We start from the raw sequence: 18,519 nt of genomic DNA, 5'->3' as shown, positions 1-18,519 counted from the left end.
GATGCCGCTGCTGTCGCCGATCCTGTTCTTCAACCTGGTGCTGCAGATCATCCACGCCTTCCAGTCGTTCACCCAGGCGTTCGTGGTCTCGAACGGAACCGGCGGGCCGTCGGACTCGACCATGTTCTACACGCTTTACCTGTACCAGCAGGGTTTCAGCCGGTTCGACATGGGTTACGCCTCCGCGCTGGCCTGGTTCCTGCTCCTGATCATCGGCGCGTTCACCGCCATCAACTTCTGGGCCGCGAAATTCTGGGTGTTCTATGACGACTGACCTCATGCGACCGATGCGGCGGCTTTCCACGCCCGCCAAGCACATCGGGCTCATCCTGCTCGGCATCGTGATGCTCTACCCGGTGCTGTGGATGGTCGTCAGCTCGCTGCGGCCGGGCGACGAGATCTTCCGCAACCCCGGCCTGGTCCTCGACACCTTCCAGACGGAGAACTACACCGAGGGCTGGAACGCGCTCACCCCGTCGTTCGGGACCTACCTGCTCAACTCGGCGATCCTGGTGCTGGGCTGCATCGTCGGCAACCTCGTGTCGTGCTCGATGGCGGCCTACGCGTTCGCCCGGCTGCAGTTCACCGGCAAGCGCTGGTGGTTCGGCATCATGCTCGGCACGATCATGCTGCCGATCCACGTGATCATCGTGCCGCAGTACGTGCTGTTCTCGAACATCGGCTGGGTCAACACGTTCCTGCCGCTGATCGTGCCGAAGGTCCTCGCCACCGACGCGTTCTTCGTCTTCCTCATGGTCCAGTTCATCCGCGGCCTGCCGCGCGAGCTCGACGAGGCCGCGCGCATCGACGGCTGCGGCCACCCGCGGATCTTCCTGCGGATCGTCCTGCCGCTGATGACACCGGCGCTCGCCACCACGACGATCTTCACGTTCATCTGGACCTGGAACGACTTCTTCGGTCAGCTGATCTACCTGACGGACCCGGACATGTACACGGTTCCCGTCGCCCTGCGGTCGTTCGTCGACTCGACGGTGGCCACGTCGTGGGGCTCGCAGTTCGCGATGAGCGTCGTGTCGCTCGTCCCGATCTTCCTCGCGTTCCTCGTCGGTCAGCGGTACCTCGTCAAGGGGATCGCCACGACCGGGGGCAAGTAGCCGAAGGGAAAGCTCATGCTCAGAGGTATTCGCCGCGGCACCGCGTGGGCGGTCCTGCTGTCGCTGACCGCGTCGCTGCTCGCCGCGTGCGGGTCCGGCTCCGACCCCGGAGGCGACCTGACGACGGAGAAGGTGACGCTGCGGTTCACGTGGTGGGGCGCGGACGACCGCCACAAGCGGACCCAGAAGGTCATCGACCTGTTCCAGCAGAAGCACCCGAACATCACCATCAAAGGTGAGTTCAAGGAGTGGAACGGCTACTGGGACAGCCTCGCCACGACCATGGCTGCCAACGACGCGCCGGACATCATGCAGATGGACGAGCTCTACATCTCCTCCTACGCCGAACGCGGCGCGTTGTTCGACATGAACGAGGCAGGGAAGCACCTCGACACCGGCGACTTCGACCAGAAGGCCCTCTCCACCGGCACGATCGGCGGCAAGCGCTACGGGTTGCCGGTGGGCCTGGGCATGTACTCGATCGTCGCCAACCTCGACCTGCTGGCGAAGTACGACATTCCCGTCCCGGATGACACGAAGTGGTCGTGGGACGACCTGAAGTCCATCGGCGAACAGGTGTCCAAGGCCAGTGGCGGCTCGGTGTTCGGCGTGCAGTCGCCCGGCATCAACGACGCGGCAGGCCTGAGCATCCGGGCACGGCAGCAGGGCAAGGCCATGTTCGACGCCGACGCGAAGATGGTGCTGCCGCAGGAGATCGCGCGCGACTACTGGCAGTACGTCCTGGACCTGTCGAAGTCCGGGGCCTCGGCACCGCCGTCGGTCACCATCGAGAAGGCCTCCGCCGGCCTGAACCAGTCCGCGACCGCGACCGGCACGGCGGCGTTCGGCCTGTGGTGGAACACCCAGCTGACCGCGCTGACCGCGGCGAGCGGCGCCAAGCTGAAGCTCCTGCGGTTGCCCGGCGAGACCCAGGGCACGCAACCCGGCGCGTACTACAAGTCGTCGATGTTCTGGTCGGTGTCCGCGCGGTCGAAGTACCCGGCGGAGGCCACGGCGTTCGTGAACTTCCTCGCGAACGACGAGGAGGCGGCCAAGATCCTCCTCACCGAACGCGGCGTGCCGGCCAACCAGAAGATCCGCGGGACGATCGCGGGCCAGCTCAAGGAGACCGACAAGGCCGCCAAGGACTACCTCGACAGCGTGCCCGTCAGCGACCCGCCGCGCGTCACGCCCAACGGCGCCAGCACGCTCGACACGATCCTCAAACGGCACACCGAGGACGTGCTGTTCGGCCGGGCCACACCCGACCAGGCGGCGGCGTCGTACATCAGGGAAGTGCAGTCCGAAGTGGACGCGGCCAAGTGAGGCGCGCGGCCATCGCCGGCACCGGCGCGATCGCCTCCGCCCACGCCGAGGCGCTGCGGGCGGCGGGAGACCGGATCGAGCTCGTCGCGGTGGCGGACGTGGACGCCGATCGCGCGGCCGCGTTCGCCGGCGAGCAGGGCGTGCCGCGGACGTACCCCGGCCTGACCGAGATGCTCGCCGCGGAGCAGCTGGACGTGGTGCACGTGTGCACCCCGCCGCGTCACCACGTGCCGCTCGCCCTGGAGTGCCTGGACGCGAACGTCTCCGTGCTGGTGGAGAAGCCACCGGCGTTGTCGCTGAGCGAGGTCGACGTGCTGATCGCCGCCGAACGGGCGTCGGAGGCGTCGGTCGCGACGGTGTTCCAGCACCGCTTCGGCCCGGCGGCGGTCCGGCTGCGCCGCCTGGTCTCGGAGGGTGTGCTGGGCAGGTCGCTCGTGGCGAAGTGCGACACGCTCTGGTACCGCGGTGACGCGTACTTCGAGGTGCCGTGGCGCGGCACGTGGGAGAGCGAGGGCGGTGGCCCGACGATGGGCCACGGCATCCACCAGTTCGACCTCCTGCTGTCGGTACTGGGGCCGTGGCAGGAGATCCGGGCGGTCGCGGCCCGTCAGGCGCGGGACGTGCAGACCGAGGACGTCTCGATGGCGCTGGTGACGTTCGCCGACGGCACGGTCGCGTCGGTGGTCAACTCGCTGCTGTCGCCGCGGGAGACCTCGGAGCTGAGGTTCGACTTCGAACGCGCCACGGTCGAGGTCGAGCACCTCTACGGCTACACGGACGCGCATTGGGCCGTCACTCCCGCGCCGGGGCACGAGGACGTGGTCGCGCGGTGGCGCCAGGAGCAGTCCTCCGGGATCGTCAGCGGCCACCGGTGCCAGGTGACGGCGTTCCTCGACGCCCTGGACGGCGGTGAGAAGCCACCGGTGACCCTCGAGGACACCAGGATCACCATGGAGTTCATCGCGGCGCTCTACGCCTCCGCGTTCACCGGCACGGTGGTGAAGGCCGGCCAGATCGGCCCGGACAGCCCGTTCTACGCCTCGATGGAAGGGATCGGTGCGCCGTGGGCGAACGCCCGGTGATCTCGCGGCAGGACGACTCGGTGCTCGCCATGTCGGTGGGTGACGTCGAGGTCTTCGAGTACGTGCACCGGCCGTCGACACCGGCGTTCGAGGGGCCCAAGCCTTATCTGCACCCCGTGCGGACACTGGCCGGTGACGTCGTGACGGCGTTCCGGCCGCACGACCACCGGTGGCACAAGGGTCTTCAGATGACCGCGACCGACGTGTCGGGCCAGAACTTCTGGGGTGGCGTCACGTACGTCCGCGACCAGGGGTACGTCGTGCTGCCGAACGTCGGCAGCATGCGGCACGACTCGTTCGAGGTCACGCCCGACGGGTTCACCGAGCAGCTGTCGTGGTTCACCGAGGCGGGGGAGAACTGGGTCCGGGAGGCCCGGTCGTTCACCGTGCGCGATGTCCTGGACGACTCCTGGACGCTGGAGTTCGCCACCACGCTGACGAACGCGCGCTCCTCGCCGCTGGTGTTCGGAAGTCCGACCACCAACGGCCGTGAGCTGGCCGGCTACACGGGGTTCTTCTGGCGCGGGCCGCGGTCGTTCACCGGTGGCGACGTCATCGCGGCCGACGGGGGCGCGGGCGAGGACATGATGGGCAAGACGGGGCCGTGGCTCGCGTTCGTCGGCCATCACGACGAGGTGGACCGCTCGTCGACGTTGCTGTTCCTCGACCACCCGGACAACAAGAACACCCACTGGTTCGTGCGCAGCGGGCCTTTCGCGGCGGTCAACCCGTCGTTCGCCTTCTTCGACACGGTGGCGCTGGAGCCGGGTGACGCCCTGAGCATGCGGTACCGGGTGGTGGTCGGCTGCGGGACCTGGGACCGCGACCGGCTCGAGTCCTATGTGGAGGAGCACCCGTGGTGACGCCGTTCCCCGGTGGGATCGGCGTCTCCGGGCTGCGGGTGTACGACTGGCCGACGGTGGACGGGCTGTGCGGGGGCTCGCCGCACGTGCACCTCGTCTGCTCGGAGTGCTACTACGTCGTCGGCGGCACCGGCAGTGTGCAGACGCTGACCTCCCGCGGGTTCGCTTCCACGCCGCTGCGTGAGGGGTCGGTCGTGTGGTTCACGCCGGGCACGATCCACCGGCTCGTGAACGACGGCGACCTGCGGATCATCGTCGTGATGCAGAACAGCGGCCTGCCCGAGGCGGGGGACGCGGTGTTCACGTTCCCGGCGGAGGTGCTGGCCTCTTCGTCCCGTTACGCGGAGGCCTCCGCCGCCGGTGACGAGGAATCCGCCCGGCGACGCCGGGACCTCGCGCTGACCGGTTTCCTGGAGCTGCGGCAGGGCGGCGGTGCGGCGCTGGAGAGGTTCTACGCCTCCGCGCTCGCGGTGAAGCGGGAACTGCTGGACGGCTGGGAGAAGCGGTGGCGGTCCGGTGCCCTGGCGGCCGCCGAGCTGACCGGCGAGCACCTGGACCGGTTGCGCTCCGGCGACCCCGGGCACCTGGCGGAGGCGGACGTGCTCGTTCTCGACCCCGAAGGGCCGCAACGCCTCGGCATGTGCGGCCGGCTCGACACGCACGATCCGGGCGAGGGAAGGCCGGTGCGCCCATGAGGCTTCTGATGGCGGTTCTGCTGCTGGTGCTGGTGCCGGGGACCGCGAACGCCGAACCGCGGGTCAGCCTGGTCTCCGACACGCTGCTCGACGCGTCGGCGCTGTACTTCGTCTCCTACGACGGCCTGGTGAACAACAACTCGTTCCAGCAGGACGCGATCCTCACCTACCAGGGCCGTCAGTACGCCGCCTGGTACACCGCGACCCGCGAGGCCGTCATCGCGCGGCGGACCGTCGGCGGCACGCGGTGGGAGAACGTCGTCCTACCGCACCGGCTGAGCACCGACGACTCGCACAACGTGATCTCACTGGGCATCTCCCCGCAGGACAACACGATCCACGTCGCTCTCGACACCCACAACACCCGCCTGTTCTACCTGCGTTCGGTGCCCGGCCTGGCGGTGTCGCAACGCTGGGACGCCGCCGCGTTCGGCTCGGTGACGCGGACGCTGGGAACCGTCGAGCTCGGGGCGATGACGTACCCGCAGTTCGTCGTGACGCCCGAGGGCCGGCTGCAGTTCAGCTACCGCACCGGCGGCTCCGGCAACGGCGTGAACGAGCTCGCCGAGTACTCCGGCGGCACGTGGCGCAAGCTCGGTCCGTGGACGTCGGCCACCGGTTCGTACACCGGTCCGAACGGCGTCGTGTCGACCACGCGGAACATGTACCTGCACGGGCTGACCTACGACCGAAGTGGACGGTTGCACGCCGCTTTCACCTGGCGCGAGGGCAATGCCGGGGTGCTGTGCAACCCAGGCGGGCTGACCAACCACGACACCGGCTACGTCTACTCCGACGACCGCGGCCGCACCTGGCGCAACGGCGCCGGTGCCGTCGTGGGAACGACGGGGTCTTCGCCGGTGGGCATCGGCTCGCCGGGGATCGTGGTGGACCCGCTCGACCCGAACCACGGGTTGATGAACCAGGAAAGTCAGGCGGTGGACGCGTCCGGCCGGCCGCACGTGGTGATCAGCTACGTGCCGGGGCGGTTCACGCAGTGCGTCTCGGACTACGCGCAGCAGCGGGCGCAGTACGGCCGCACGTTCCACGTCGCGCGCGGGGCGGACGGGCGGTGGACCAAGACGGAGGTGCCGATCCCGCCCGGCCACACCCAGCGCACGAAACTGGTGTTCGACCGGGAGGACAACGCCTACCTCGTGATGCCGCGCGGGAAGATCGTGGCGGCGAGCCGGGCGAGCGGGTGGACGGACTGGACCACGGTGTTCGACAGGCCGTCGTTGCAGGCGTTCGGCGAGGTCGACGTCGACGTGTCCCGCGTCGTGTCGCAGGGGGTCCTGTCGGTGCAGTACCAGCGGACGTCGAGCGGCACGACGCCGTCGCCGATCAGGGTGGCGGACTTCCGGCTCGGCTGAGCGTCACGCCGTCGACTCGCGCACCACCAGCCGGCACGGCTGGCGGACCACCCCGGACGACGGCGTTCCCGCCAGCGCCGCGAACAGGTGCGACACCGCGGTCGTGCCGAGCTGGCGCAGGTTGAGGTCGACCGTGGTCAGCGGAGGGGTGCAGTCGGCGGCGAAGAGCTCCCAGTTGTCGTACCCCACGATCGCGATGTCGCCGGGCACGCTCCGGCCCATCGCGGTCAGCGCCTGGACGACGCCGCTCGCGAGCTGGTCGTTGCCGCAGAAGATCGCGTCGGTCTCCGGCGCGGTGGCGATCAGCATGCGGGCGGCGTGGCGGCCCCAGCGCTGCGCCCACTCGCCGTGCAGGGGCCGGCCGGCCAGCACCCTGTCGTGCTCGGCGAGGACGGCGTGCACCGCGGCGGCCCGGTCGCGGGCGGTCCGGCAGGACTGCGGGCCGGTGATGTGGGCGATGTGCCTGCGTCCCAGTGCGATCAGGTGCTCGACGGCCAGCCGGGCTCCGCCCTCGTCGTCGGAGACCAGGCTCAGGTCGGCCGGGTTGGTGGAGCGGCAGTACACGTACACCGCGGGAACGGGGAGGTCGGCGGTCAGCGAGGCGCGGACGTCGTTGCTGTCGCCCACGACGATGAAGCCGTCGACCTGGCGGGCCAGCAGGGTGCGGATGTAGTGGTGGCGGCGGATGGCGTCGCCGCGGGTGTCGCACAGCAGCACCGACATCTCCTGGTCCGACAGGGCGTTCTCGGCGCCCAGCAGGATCGGGACGGTGAAGCGGCCGTCCAGCTCGTCGGTGAGCAGGCCTATGGCGCGGGTGCGGCCCGCCACCAGTCCCTGGGCGAGCACGTTGGGCTGGAAGGAGAGCTCGGACGCGGCTCTCAGGACGCGGACGCGGGTGGCCGCGGCCACCTCGCCGCGGTCGTTGATCGCCTTGGACGCGGTGGCGATGGAGACGCCTGCCAGCCGGGCCACGTCCCCGAGCGTCACCGCTTCTGACCGTCGCCTGCCCAATCGAAATCCTTTCGAACGACATTCGACTGCGTGTTCGACAACTTCTTCGGCGCAGGGCGCATCGTCGATATCGTTATCGTTCTCCAGGGTGCGTTGCGCGGCGACTTTGTGCAACACCCGGGCACGTCCTCGCAAGGGGGCCTACGGACGGGCGGCGGTGCTACCCCGCTCGGTGAGGTGGGGCGCGAGCAGGCGGACCTCGGGCGGGTGCTCTCCCGCCAGCCCGCGCATCAGCGTCTCCACGGCGATGGCGCCGACCTCCTCGGCCGGGATGGAGATCGACGTGAGCGGCACCGGCTGGGCGGCGGCCATGGCATCGGGGCACAGCGCGATCACCGAGATGTCCTCGGGAACCCGGCGGCCGCGGCGGCGCAGTTCCAGCACCACGTCGCCGAGCACGGCCTCGTTGTGCACGACGAGCCCCGTGACGGCGCGGTCCGGCCGCAGCAGGTCGTAGAGGCACTCGCTGAGGGCGGGGTACGACGGCGCGCACGGGTGGACGTGGACCTTCACCCCGCGCCGGCGTGCGCCCTCGCCGAACCCGGCCAGGAACCGCGTCGCGTACCCGGTTCCGCGTTCGTAGACGGCCGGCGGTGAGCCGATGAGACCGACCGAGCGGTGCCCGAGGTCGGCCAGGTGCGCCAGCATCCGCGCGCCGCTCGCGGTGAAGTCGAGGTCGACGCAGTCGAGCCCGTCGGCCTCGGCGGGGACACCGATGAGCACGACCGGCACGGTCAGCTCGCGCAGCGCGGGGATGCGGGGATCGCGTGCCTCGACGTCCATCACGAGGACCGCGTCCGCCCTCGACGAGGCGATCACGCGGTGCACCTCGTCGGCGTCGGCCTCCTTCGTCAGCAACAGGACGTCGTAGTCGTGCGCACGGGCCGTGGTGACGATCGACGACACGAACCGCATGATCACCGGCAGGTTGAGGTCCGTCCTCAGCGGAACGACGAGCGCGAGGACGTTCGTGCGGCTGCTCGCCAGCGCCCGCGCGCCCGCGTGGGGGTGGAACCCGAGCTCGCGGATGCTGCGGCGGACCCGGTGCGACGTCGCCCGCGAGATCGGTCTCTTGCCGCTCAGGACGTAGGAGACCGTGCTCACGGACACGCCCGCGTGCTTGGCGACGTCCTTGATGGTGATCAACGGCTTCCCCCTCCGTGTCGTGCCGCGCCACCTTAGCGCGGGTCATTATTTCGATTGTCGATTCGCATCGAAAAAACCGATGGGCATTTGTTCGACGTGTTCGACGCTAATGTTCCGCGGCAGTGAAACGTTTCAATTCGGCGGATCACTTGGCGCACAGAAGGGCAAGTCGCATGAAACGGATCAAGCGCGCGCTGGCGGCGGCGATGGCCGTGACGCTGGCGTTCTCGCTGAGCCCACCGGCCGCGTCGGCGGCCGCCTGGTCGTCCTCGGACCGGTGGGGCACCTGGAACAACGGCGGGTACGTCGTCCGCAACAACATCTGGGGCGACGGGCACGGCTCGCAGACCATCTCGGCCGACTCCTACAGCCGGTGGAACGTGTACGCGAACCACCCCGACACCGGCGGTGTGAAGTCCTACCCGCACGCCGCGAAGGCCGTGAACAAACGGCTCAGCGCGATCGGCTCGCTCACCAGCAGCTACAACGTCAGCGTGCCCGGTTCCGGCGCCTACGCGACCGCGTACGACATCTGGGCGGACGACAACGCGTTCGAGGTCATGCTGTGGATGACGAAGACCGGTCCGGTCGGCCCGCTCGGGTCCTTCCAGGTGAGGGCGGCCGTCGGCGGGCACACCTGGGACGTCTACCGCGGCTCCAACGGCCACAACGCGGTGTTCTCGTTCCTGCGCACGTCCAGCGCGAGCTCCGGCACCGTGGACGTGAAGGCCGTCCTGAACTGGATCCGCGCTCGCGGCTGGTGGGGTGACGTCACCCTCGGCGAGGTGCAGTTCGGCTACGAGATCACGTCGTCCAGCGGTGGCAAGAACTTCACGACCAACAGCTACTCGGTCTCGGGAGGGTGAGATGAGGCGAACGGTTCTTCCAGCGCTGCTCGCGGTGGTCCTGACCGCCGCCGGTGTCCCGGCACTCGCGGAGACCGGCGTGGACCGCGGGCTCGTCAGCATCCGGTCCGTGCACGGTGACGGCAACTTCGTGTCCTGGCGGCTGCTGGGCTCCGACCCCGCGGCGGTGGGGTTCGACGTCTACCGCGACGGCACCAAGGTCAACAGCGCTCCGGTCACGACAGCGACGAGCTACCTCGACGCGGGCGCGCCACCGACCGCGTCCTACTCCGTGCGTCCCGCCGGAGGTGTGCTGGCGGCGGCCACACCTCAGGTCGGCACGCTCGCGACGAGCAGGGACGTCCCGTTGCAGATCCCGGCGTCCGGGTACGTCGCCAACGACACGTCCGTCGGCGATCTCGACGGCGACGGCGAACAGGAGATCGTGCTGAAGTGGGATCCCGCTGACGCCAAGGACAACTCGCAGGCGGGCCGCACCGGCAACGTCTACCTGGACGCGTACAAGCTCAACGGCACCAGGTTGTGGCGCATCGACCTCGGGCGCAACATCCGCGCGGGCGCGCACTACACGCAGTTCCAGGTCTTCGACTACGACGGTGACGGCAGGGCCGAGGTCGCCGTGAAGACCGCGGACGGCACGCGGTCGGGCACCGGGCAGGTGATCGGCGACGCGAACGCCGACCACCGCAACAGCGACGGGTACATCTTGACCGGGCCGGAGTTCCTCACGGTGTTCCGCGGCACGGACGGCGCGGTGCTCGACACGGAGAACTACCTGCCACCGCGCGGAACCGTGTCCTCGTGGGGCGACAGCTACGGCAACCGGGTCGACCGCTTCCTCGCCGGCACCGCGTACCTGGACGGCTCGCGGCCGAGCATCGTCATGGCGCGCGGGTACTACACCCGCAGCGTGGTCGCCGCGTGGGACTTCCGGGGCGGCCAGCTCACGCAGCGCTGGACGTTCGACTCGGCGACCCAGTCGAACCGGTCGCAGTGGGAGGGCAAGGGCAACCACCAGCTGTCCGTCGCCGACGTGGACGCCGACGGCCGTGACGAGATCATCTACGGCTCGATGGCGATCGACGACAACGGCCGTGGCCTGTGGCAGAACGGAACCCGCCACGGCGACGCGCTGCACGTCGGCGACTTCATCCCGTCCAGGCCGGGCCTCGAGGTGTTCAAGCCGTCGGAGTCCACCACCGACCTGGCCCACTGGATGGGCGACGCGCGCACGGGCCAGATCATCTGGAGCGCCCCGTCGTGCGGCTGCGACAACGGCCGTGGCGTCGCCGCCGACATCTGGGCGGGCAACCCCGGAGCCGAGGCGTGGTCGAGCGCGGTCGGCGGGCTGCGCAGCGCCACCACGGGTGCCCAGGTCGCCGCGCGCAAGCCGGGGTCGGCCAACTTCGTGGTGTGGTGGGACGGCGACGCCCAGCGCGAGCTCCTGAACGGCACCACGATCGACAAGTACGGTCCCGACGGCGACACGCGGCTGCTCACCGGGTCGGGCGTGGCCTCCAACAACGGCACCAAGTCCACGCCGGCGCTGTCCGCGGACATCTTCGGAGACTGGCGCGAGGAGGTCATCTGGCGCACGACGGACAACCGGGCGTTGCGCATCTACTCGACGACCGAGCCGACGAGCATCCGCCGGGTGTCGCTGATGCAGGACCGGCAGTACCGGCTGGCCGTGGCGTGGCAGAACACCGGGTACAACCAGCCGCCTCACGCGAGCTTCGCCTCTCCCTGATGCTCCTGGGTGCCGAAGCCCGCGAACGCGGGCTTCGGCACGGCATCAGAGGTGCTTGCGGAGGTGGCGCAGCTGCGTCTCCACGTGGCTGGTGGGCGTGGTGTGCTTCCCGAACGGCGACACCGTGATCTGCTTGGGCGCGCTCACCTCGTGGTAGGCGGCGTACACAGTGGACGGTGGACACGTCTCGTCCATCAGCCCGACGCTGAACAACGTCGGCGCGGTGATCCTGCGGGCGAGCAACGCGCAGTCCACGTACTGCAACGTCCGCAACACGGTCGGCACGAGCGCGTCGTGCTGCGCCAGGAAGTCGCTGATCTCCGTGTACGGCGGGGTGGTCCCGATGCGGATCGCGCGGTGCAGGTCGCACAGGAACGGCACGTCCGAGTGGCAGACCTTCACGCGGCCGGCCCGCAGCGCCGCGGCGGCCAGGGCGAGCGCGCCGCCCTGGCTGCCGCCGGTCACGGCGATGCGCTCCGGGTCGACGCCGGGCAGTTCGGCCGCGACGTCCACGGCCCGTGCGGCGTCGAGGAAGAGCCGGGTGTAGTAGTAGTCGTCCCGGTCGGAGATGCCCTTCGTCATCACGCCGGGGTGCTCGGGCCCGGTGCCCGCGCCCGCGTCGGCCGTGGCGCCCACCGACCACCGGCCGCCCTGGCCGCGGCTGTCCATCACGAACACCGCGAAACCCAGGCTCGGCAACAACGTGTGCTGTGCGGGCACGCCCCGGCCGCCGCCGTAGCCGATGTACGTGACGACGACGGGCAACGGCTCGTCGCCTGCCGGGCGCAGGTACCAGCCGCGGACGCGGTGGCCGTGCGCGCCGGAGAACTCCACGTCGTACACGGACAACGGTCCGTAGAGCCCGGGTTCGTGCGGGGTCAGCGAGACGGGCGTCGCCGCGGCCGTCGTCTCGGCGAGCTGGGCTGCCCACCACTCGTCGAGGTCCGCGGGCTCCGGCGTGGTGACGCGGTGCAGGAGCAGGTCTTCTTCCGGCATGTCGACTACGGGCACGTCGGTCTCCTCTGGTGCTGGTTCCCCGCGAACGTACCTCTCAGCGCCGGGGAAGGGGAACGTGCGACCAGTCGACATCGGACGCGAGGTAGAAGCCGGGGTAGGACGGCTGGTTGTAGGTGGTCTGCTGGCGGGCCACCTCGACGCGGTACTGGCGGTCGGCCATCAGCGTGTACATCTTGTGGGTCGTCGGCTCGGTGCTGAGGTAGAACCGCAACGCCGTGCTGTCCTGCGTGCGCACCACCAGCTCCTCGCGCCAGTCGCCGAAGACGTCCGCCACGAGCGACGGGTTCCCCTTGGTGCCGTTGTTGGTCCGCGTGCCGGTCGCCGTGAGCACCGTGCCGCGCCGCCAGTCGTCGATCGTGGGCGTCACGTCCTGGGCGCCGTTCACGATCTGCGTGGTGAGGTCGCCGGCCCAGCGGATGCTCATGTTCGTGCCGGGGGAGCGGGTGTCGAGCCGGCGCCCGTCGGCGCTCCAGAGGCCGCCGGAGTTCGACCCGCCCGGCATGGACGACCAGGTCTCGATGCCCGGCACGTCGGGGCGGACGTCGCCGACCATCCCGCGGCCCGTGTCCATCCCGGAGTACGCGCCGTAGATCGTCGAGCCGGTCCTGGCGTCGCGCAGGGCGTAGCCGTACGGGGCGCCGCGCGCGCCCTCGTGGACCATGAAGATTTCCAGGCCGGCCCGGCCCGGATCGATGTCGGTGACGTGCAGGGCGTCACCGTGACCGACCCGGGCCGTGGCCCCCGGCTCCGCGCTGCCCGGTGGCAGCACGCCGGTGGAGCTGTACTTCAGGGAGCCGTCGTCGTCGAGGGTCGCGCCGCCGTAGACGATCTCCTGCCTGCCGTCGCGGTCGACGTCGGCCACGCTCAACGAGTGCGCGCCCTGCGTGGTGAGTGCGGCGTGACTCGGGTTCGTGCCGTCACGGCCGTGCGGGGTGTCGCGGAACGGGTTCGTCATCGGCACCCAGCCGCTGTCGGCGAGCCAGCGCTTGGTGAGGCGCCTGCCGTTCCAGTCGTAGGCGGTGACCGTTGACCGCGTGTAGTAGCCGCGGGCGAAGATCGCGGACGGACGTGCGCCGTCCAGGTAGGCGACACCGGAGAGGAACCGGTCCACGCGGTTGCCCGGCTCGATGCGCGGCATGGCGTAGTCGCCCCACATCAGGCCGTCGTCGTGGCGGCCGGGCTCGTAGCGGACGGTCTGCAGCTCGCGACCCGTGGCGCCGTCGAACACCGTGAGGTACTCGGGGCCGTCGACGACGAACCCGGCGAAGGCGCGCAACCGGTTGTTGGCGCTGCGGCTGGGCGCGTAGACGTCGAGGAAGTGGTCGGCCAGCGCGGCCGCGTCCTGGCCGGACAGCGGGTAGGCGTACCGCGGTTCGATCCCGAACGCCTGCTCCAGCGTCGCCGGCCAGTGCCCCGCGACGACCTCGGGATGCGCGTGCCAGCCGCGGAACATCGTGATCAGGTGATTGCGGTAGCCGTCGGGGCTGAGCCGGTAGTCGTCGGTGTGGGAGTAGCCCGCCCGCACGTCCTCGCGGGGCATGGTCACGTACCGCCCACGCCCGTCCCTGGTGCCCGGCGCGGTCTTCGTCATCAGCTCGGCGCGGCCGTCGCCGTCGAAGTCGTAGACGAGGAACTGGGTGTAGTGCGCGCCCGCCCTGATGTTCACGCCCAGCTCGACGCGGTGCAGCAACGTGCCGTCGAACCGGTAGGTGTCGAGGTGGACCGGGCCCGTGTAGCCGACCTGCGAGACGTCCTTGGAGTTGCTGGGATCCCACTTCACGACGTACTCGTACTGCCCGTCGCCGTCCACGTCGCCGACGCTGACGTCGTTGGCGGAGTAGGTGTAGCTCTCCCCGGCCGGCGTCACGCCGTCCGCGGGCTTGCGCAGCGGCAGGTCGTGGAACGACGCCGCCCACGCCGTCACCGGCCTGCTCCGGCCGAGAGCGAGGCCGCGCACGACGGGTGCGACCTGGTACCGGGCGCCGGGAACCGGGTCCGGGTCGGTGAAGGTGGTGCTGTCGGTGACGGTCGCGATGCGCTTCCCGTCGCGGTAGACCGCGAAGCCCGGTCCGGCGAGCCCCGTCGCCGTGGCGCCGGTGGCCTCGTGCCCGAGCAGGCGCCAGCTCAGGTGCACGCCGTCGCCCGCGGTGACCGCGACGAGCCCGCGGTCGAGGCGTTCGCCGTGCCGGTCGTGTGCGGACGCGGGTGGCTGTCCGGCGAGGAGAGCCAGGACCACCAGCGGGAGCAGAACGCTTCGTCGCAGATCCACGGCGGCTACCATGACTCGTCCGAGTTCCCGGCGCAAGAGCCGAATGCCTTGTGCCGTAACGTGGTAAGCGCTTTCCGCTGCAAAGCGTCGAATCAGCGGCCCGTTCGACAGAAAGTCCGTCGAACACGTCGAAACGGCGTCCGCGCTCCTTGACGGCCTGTCACGGGCCGTGCCACGTTCACGAGGTCCGGTCGAAGCGATTCGATTCAGTCTCGACGACGAGGAGGGCGTGGCTCCCGCATGGAAGAAGCGCCTTTCCGCGACCGCGACCTGCCGTTGTCCCAGCGTGTGGCGGATCTGCTGGGCCGGCTCACCACCGCCGAGAAGATCGGGATGCTGCACCAGTGGCAGCCCGCGGTGCCGCGGCTCGGGATCGCGGCCTTCCGCACCGGCACGGAGGCGCTGCACGGCGTCGCGTGGCTGGGCCGGGCCACGGTGTTCCCGCAGGCGATCGGACTGGCCAGCACGTGGAACCCGGACCTGGTGCGGGCGGTCGGCGACGCGACGGGCACCGAGGTGCGCGGTCTGCACCACGAGGACCCGGTGGCGCACGGCCTCAACGTCTGGGCGCCGGTGGTGAACCCGCTGCGCGACCCGCGCTGGGGCCGCAACGAGGAGGGCTACTCCGAGGACCCGCTGCTCACATCGGTGATGGGCACCGCGTACGCGAGCGGCCTGCGGGGCGACCACCCGGTGTACCTCAAGACCGCGCCGACGCTGAAGCACTTCCTGGGCTACAACAACGAGACCGACCGGTGCACCACGTCGTCGTCGTTGAGGGCCCGCGTGCTGCACGAGTACGAGCTGCCGTGCTTCCGCGGCCCGGTCGAGGCGGGGGCCGCGGTGGCGGTCATGCCGTCCTACAACCTCGTCAACGGCCGGCCCGCGCACCTCACGCCGCACATCGAGGACCACCTGCGCGGCTGGGGAGAGGTCGCGGTGGTCAGCGACGCCTGGGCGCCGTCGAACGTGGCCGGTCTGCAGGCGTACCTCCCCGACGAGGCGACGGCGCACGCCGCGATGCTGCTGGCGGGCCTCGACAGCTTCACCGACCACGACGCCGACCCGTCGGCCACCGCCGCCCACCTGACCGAAGCGCTGGCACGCGGCCTGATCACCGAGGAGCACGTCGACCGCGCGGCCGGCCGCCTGCTCGCGCTGCGGTTCCGCCTGGGCGAGTTCGACCCGCCGGACGACAACCCGTACGCGGCCATCACCGGGGACGTGGTCGACGACGCCGGGCACCGCGCGCTGGCGCTGGAAGCGGCGAGGCAGTCGATCGTGCTGCTCAAGAACGACGGCCTGCTGCCGTTGGGGCGGGGCGGGAGGCTCGCCGTCATCGGCACGCACGCGAACGTGCTGTTCGAGGACTGGTACTGCGGCACCCTGCCGTACTCGGTGACCCCGCTGGCCGGCATCACGAAGCTCCACAGTGGAGAGACGGCGTTCGTCGAAGGCCTGGACAGGATCACGCTGAGCGCCGAGGGCGTGGACCACGTCTACGACCTGGCCGAGTGGGGCGGGGGCGTGGTGACCCTGCGCAGCGTTCTCACCGGCCGCTACCTGGCCTCGACACCCGAGGGCGCGGTCGTCACCGAACGGACGATGCCCGGCGGCTGGGACGTCCGCGAGCTCTTCGAGCTGACCCGCCACGACGACGGCACCTGCCTGCTGCGCAACGTGGTGCTCGGTCAGCACCTGACGCCGGACGGCTTCGTCGCGGACGAGGCGGAGGCGACGCGGTGGCGGCTGGAGGTCGCACGCTCGGGGGTCGCCGAAGCCGTCGCACTCGCCGAGACCGCCGACGTCGCGATCGTCGTGGTGGGCAACGACCCGCACATCAACGGCCGGGAGACCCAGGACCGCGCGGACCTGGACCTGCCGCCGAAGCAGGCCGAGCTGGTCCGCGCGGTGCGGCGGGCCAACCCGCGCACCGTGCTGGTGCTGGTCAGCAGCTACCCGTACGCGGTGGTGGAGGAGGACGAGCACGTCCCCGCGATCCTGTGGTCGTCGCACGGCGGCCAGGAATTCGGCCACGCGCTCGCCGAGGTGCTCTTCGGCGAGGTGTCGCCGTCCGGCAGGCTCACCCAGACCTGGTACCGCGGCACCGGCCAGCTCCCGGACCTGCTCGACTACGACATCATCAGGTCGCGGTCCACGTACCTCTACTTCGAGGGCGATCCGCTGTACGAGTTCGGCCACGGGCTGAGCTACACCCGGTTCTCCTACGGCCCCCTGACCACCTCGTCGGCCTCGATGCGGCAGGGCGAGAGGTTCGAGGTCTCCGTCGAGGTCACCAACGCCGGTGACCGGCCGGGCGCCGAGGTCGTGCAGCTCTACGGCAGCCAGCGTGACTCCCGCGCCGTCCAGCCGTTGCGCAGGCTGGTGGCCTTCGAACGCGTGCCGCTCGCGCCGGGGGAGAGCCGCGTGGTGCGGTTCCCGTTGAACAGCGCGGACTTCTGGCACTGGGACGTCGTCAGCGACCGGCGGGTGGTCGAGACGTCCGTGCACGACCTGTGGATCGGGCCCTGGACCCGTGCCAGGACCGAAGTGCGCGTGATCGGCGAGGACGTCGGCCTGCGCGGCGAGCACCTGCGCGCGGAGCTGTTCGACGACTGCGCGGGAATCATCCTGTCCGACGAGACGGTGCACAGCGGCACCGTCGTCGAGAGCACCGAGACGGGCGGCTGGATCCTGCTCGGCGACGTGCTGGTGGAGGAGACCGCCACCCACTGCACCGCGCGTGTCGCGGGTGGCGGCGGTGAGGTCGTGCTGAGGACCGGCGGCGAGGTGCGGTGCACGGTCGCCGTGCCCGCCGGCGATCCCCGTGCGTGGCAGGACATCCGCGTGCCGGCGAGCTGGGAGCCCGGGGTGCACGACGTCGTCGTCGTGTTCAGCTCACCGGGCATCCGGCTGGCCGCCGTCGGGATCGGTCGATCGTGAAGTCGGAGGTGCCAGTGTGGTCACCATCGCGGACGTGGCGAAGCACGCCGGAGTCGCGCCGAGCACAGTCTCCTACGTGCTGACGGGCAAGCGGTCCATCTCGCCGCAGACCCGGTCCAGGGTCAGGGAGAGCATCCGGCTGCTGGGCTACCACCCGCACGCCGGTGCGAGAGCGCTCGCGAGCAGCAGGGCGAACGTGGTGGCGCTGGTGCTGCCGCTGCGGCCCGGCGTGCACCTGCCGGTGTTGATGAGGTTCGTGACGGCCGTGGTCACCACGGCCCGCCGGCACGACATGGACGTGCTGCTGGTGACGGCCGACCAGGGCGCGGAAGGGCTGCGGCGGGTCGCGGGCAGCGCCCAGGCCGACGGGTTCCTGGTGATGGACGTGGAGCTCGACGACGACCGCGTGCCGCTGCTGCGCCAGATGGCCCAGCCGTCCGTCCTCATCGGACGCCCGGCGGCGGTCAAGGGGCTCACCTGCGTCGACCTCGACTTCGAGGCGGCGGGCGGGCGGTGCGTCGACCACCTCGCCGACCTCGGCCACCGCCACGTCGGGTTCCTCGGCGCCCCGAGCGTGGTGTACCAGCGCAACACCGGGTACGCGCAGCGGACGATGGCGGGGTTCGGTGCGGCGGCCATGCGCCGGGGCATCGCGTCGACCGCCCTGCCCGCCGAGGACGACTACGAGTCCGTGCTGACGTCCATGCGCGCCATGCTGCGCGCACAACCGGCGATGACCGCGCTCGTCGTGCACAACGAGGCGGCGCTCGGATGGGTCACGGCCGGTTTGCGCACGTTGGGCCGCAAGGTTCCCGACGACGTCGCGATCGTGGCGATCTGCCCGGACGAGTACGCCGAGCAACTTCAGCTGACGTCGGTGCAGCTGCCGGCCGAGGAGCTCGGGCGACAGGCGATGGAACTCCTCGTCGCACGCCTCAACGGCCGGCAGACGCCCCCGCTGACCCTGCTGGCGCCCAAGCTCTTCCCCCGCGCGAGCACGGCACCCCGCTGACCCGCCCCCTGCTCGTCGGCAGGCCGGTCATCGAAACGCTTCGACTACCAC

At 70.5% G+C, this 18,519-nt stretch carries 15 protein-coding genes; 11 read left to right on the top strand and 4 right to left on the bottom strand.

Features of this window, described 5'->3' with window-relative positions; genetic code table 11:
* The 7 genes from VM306_RS34965 to VM306_RS34935 all read left to right on the top strand — a co-directional run.
* Positions 1 to 274 (top strand): carbohydrate ABC transporter permease (locus VM306_RS34965; RefSeq protein WP_414672491.1); only part of this gene is annotated, 274 nt, incomplete at its 5' end.
* Positions 264 to 1,115 (top strand): carbohydrate ABC transporter permease, encoded by an 852-nt coding sequence (locus VM306_RS34960; RefSeq protein ID WP_325522593.1) that lies wholly within the window; start codon positions 264 to 266, stop codon positions 1,113 to 1,115. The genes VM306_RS34965 and VM306_RS34960, both read left to right, overlap by 11 nt.
* A gap of 15 nt (positions 1,116 to 1,130) precedes the next feature.
* Positions 1,131 to 2,441 (top strand): ABC transporter substrate-binding protein, encoded by a 1,311-nt coding sequence (locus tag VM306_RS34955; RefSeq protein WP_325522591.1) that lies wholly within the window; start codon positions 1,131 to 1,133, stop codon positions 2,439 to 2,441.
* Entirely contained in the window at positions 2,438 to 3,523 is a 1,086-nt protein-coding gene (locus VM306_RS34950; protein WP_325522589.1) for a Gfo/Idh/MocA family oxidoreductase, read from the top strand. The genes VM306_RS34955 and VM306_RS34950 overlap by 4 nt, the downstream gene beginning before the upstream one ends.
* Positions 3,505 to 4,386: a PmoA family protein gene (locus VM306_RS34945; protein WP_325522587.1), complete on the top strand. Its 882-nt coding sequence runs from the start codon at positions 3,505 to 3,507 to the stop codon at positions 4,384 to 4,386. Before VM306_RS34950 ends, VM306_RS34945 begins: the two co-directional genes overlap by 19 nt.
* Positions 4,380 to 5,081 carry a cupin domain-containing protein gene (locus VM306_RS34940; RefSeq protein ID WP_325522585.1) on the top strand — a complete coding sequence of 234 codons (702 nt, stop codon included), beginning with the start codon at positions 4,380 to 4,382 and terminating at the stop codon, positions 5,079 to 5,081. The genes VM306_RS34945 and VM306_RS34940 overlap by 7 nt, the downstream gene beginning before the upstream one ends.
* Positions 5,078 to 6,454, top strand: coding sequence for a BNR repeat-containing protein (locus tag VM306_RS34935; RefSeq protein WP_325522583.1), 1,377 nt, complete (start codon positions 5,078 to 5,080; stop codon positions 6,452 to 6,454). The genes VM306_RS34940 and VM306_RS34935 overlap by 4 nt, the downstream gene beginning before the upstream one ends.
* A gap of 3 nt (positions 6,455 to 6,457) precedes the next feature.
* On the opposite strand, the gene VM306_RS34930 is transcribed toward VM306_RS34935, so the two are convergent.
* Positions 6,458 to 7,441 (bottom strand): LacI family DNA-binding transcriptional regulator, encoded by a 984-nt coding sequence (locus tag VM306_RS34930; protein ID WP_325522581.1) that lies wholly within the window; start codon positions 7,439 to 7,441, stop codon positions 6,458 to 6,460.
* Positions 7,442 to 7,606: 165 nt separating this feature from the next.
* On the bottom strand, positions 7,607 to 8,611 hold the full coding sequence (locus VM306_RS34925; protein WP_325522579.1) for a LacI family DNA-binding transcriptional regulator: 1,005 nt from the start codon (positions 8,609 to 8,611) through the stop codon (positions 7,607 to 7,609).
* 206 nt (positions 8,612 to 8,817) lie between these two features.
* Between VM306_RS34925 and VM306_RS34920 the strand changes: the two genes are divergently transcribed.
* Both VM306_RS34920 and VM306_RS34915 read left to right on the top strand, forming a co-directional pair.
* The gene (locus tag VM306_RS34920) at positions 8,818 to 9,477 is read left to right on the top strand and encodes a GH12 family glycosyl hydrolase domain-containing protein (RefSeq protein ID WP_414672492.1); all 660 of its coding nucleotides are present in this window, start codon (positions 8,818 to 8,820) and stop codon (positions 9,475 to 9,477) included.
* 1 nt (position 9,478) lies between these two features.
* A complete protein-coding gene (locus tag VM306_RS34915) occupies positions 9,479 to 11,227 on the top strand; it encodes a rhamnogalacturonan lyase (protein ID WP_325522575.1) in 1,749 nt (582 codons plus the stop codon).
* Positions 11,228 to 11,272: 45 nt separating this feature from the next.
* Here VM306_RS34915 and VM306_RS34910 read toward each other — a convergent pair whose 3' ends face one another.
* Complete coding sequence (locus tag VM306_RS34910) at positions 11,273 to 12,238, bottom strand: acetylxylan esterase (protein WP_325522573.1); 966 nt, start codon at positions 12,236 to 12,238, stop codon at positions 11,273 to 11,275.
* Positions 12,239 to 12,278: 40 nt separating this feature from the next.
* Positions 12,279 to 14,513: a rhamnogalacturonan lyase gene (locus VM306_RS34905; RefSeq protein ID WP_325522571.1), complete on the bottom strand. Its 2,235-nt coding sequence runs from the start codon at positions 14,511 to 14,513 to the stop codon at positions 12,279 to 12,281.
* A 240-nt stretch (positions 14,514 to 14,753) separates the two neighbouring features.
* Between VM306_RS34905 and VM306_RS34900 the strand changes: the two genes are divergently transcribed.
* Both VM306_RS34900 and VM306_RS34895 read left to right on the top strand, forming a co-directional pair.
* Positions 14,754 to 17,456, top strand: a complete 2,703-nt coding sequence (locus tag VM306_RS34900; RefSeq protein ID WP_325522569.1) for a glycoside hydrolase family 3 C-terminal domain-containing protein — start codon at positions 14,754 to 14,756, stop codon at positions 17,454 to 17,456.
* 16 nt (positions 17,457 to 17,472) lie between these two features.
* Positions 17,473 to 18,468, top strand: coding sequence for a LacI family DNA-binding transcriptional regulator (locus VM306_RS34895; protein ID WP_325522567.1), 996 nt, complete (start codon positions 17,473 to 17,475; stop codon positions 18,466 to 18,468).
* Positions 18,469 to 18,519 lie beyond the last annotated feature (51 nt).

Origin of the sequence: Lentzea sp., assembly GCF_035525475.1 — a bacterium.
GTDB lineage: Bacteria > Actinomycetota > Actinomycetes > Mycobacteriales > Pseudonocardiaceae > Lentzea.
This window is presented reverse-complemented; position numbering and strand designations above follow the sequence as displayed.

Coding starts and splice junctions, on each gene's coding strand:
- VM306_RS34960 (WP_325522593.1), top strand. CDS start 264: ATGACGACTGACCTCATGCGACCGATGCGGCGGCTTTCCACGCCCGCC.
- VM306_RS34935 (WP_325522583.1), top strand. CDS start 5,078: ATGAGGCTTCTGATGGCGGTTCTGCTGCTGGTGCTGGTGCCGGGGACC.
- VM306_RS34915 (WP_325522575.1), top strand. CDS start 9,479: ATGAGGCGAACGGTTCTTCCAGCGCTGCTCGCGGTGGTCCTGACCGCC.
- VM306_RS34920 (WP_414672492.1), top strand. CDS start 8,818: ATGGCCGTGACGCTGGCGTTCTCGCTGAGCCCACCGGCCGCGTCGGCG.
- VM306_RS34900 (WP_325522569.1), top strand. CDS start 14,754: ATGGAAGAAGCGCCTTTCCGCGACCGCGACCTGCCGTTGTCCCAGCGT.
- VM306_RS34955 (WP_325522591.1), top strand. CDS start 1,131: ATGCTCAGAGGTATTCGCCGCGGCACCGCGTGGGCGGTCCTGCTGTCG.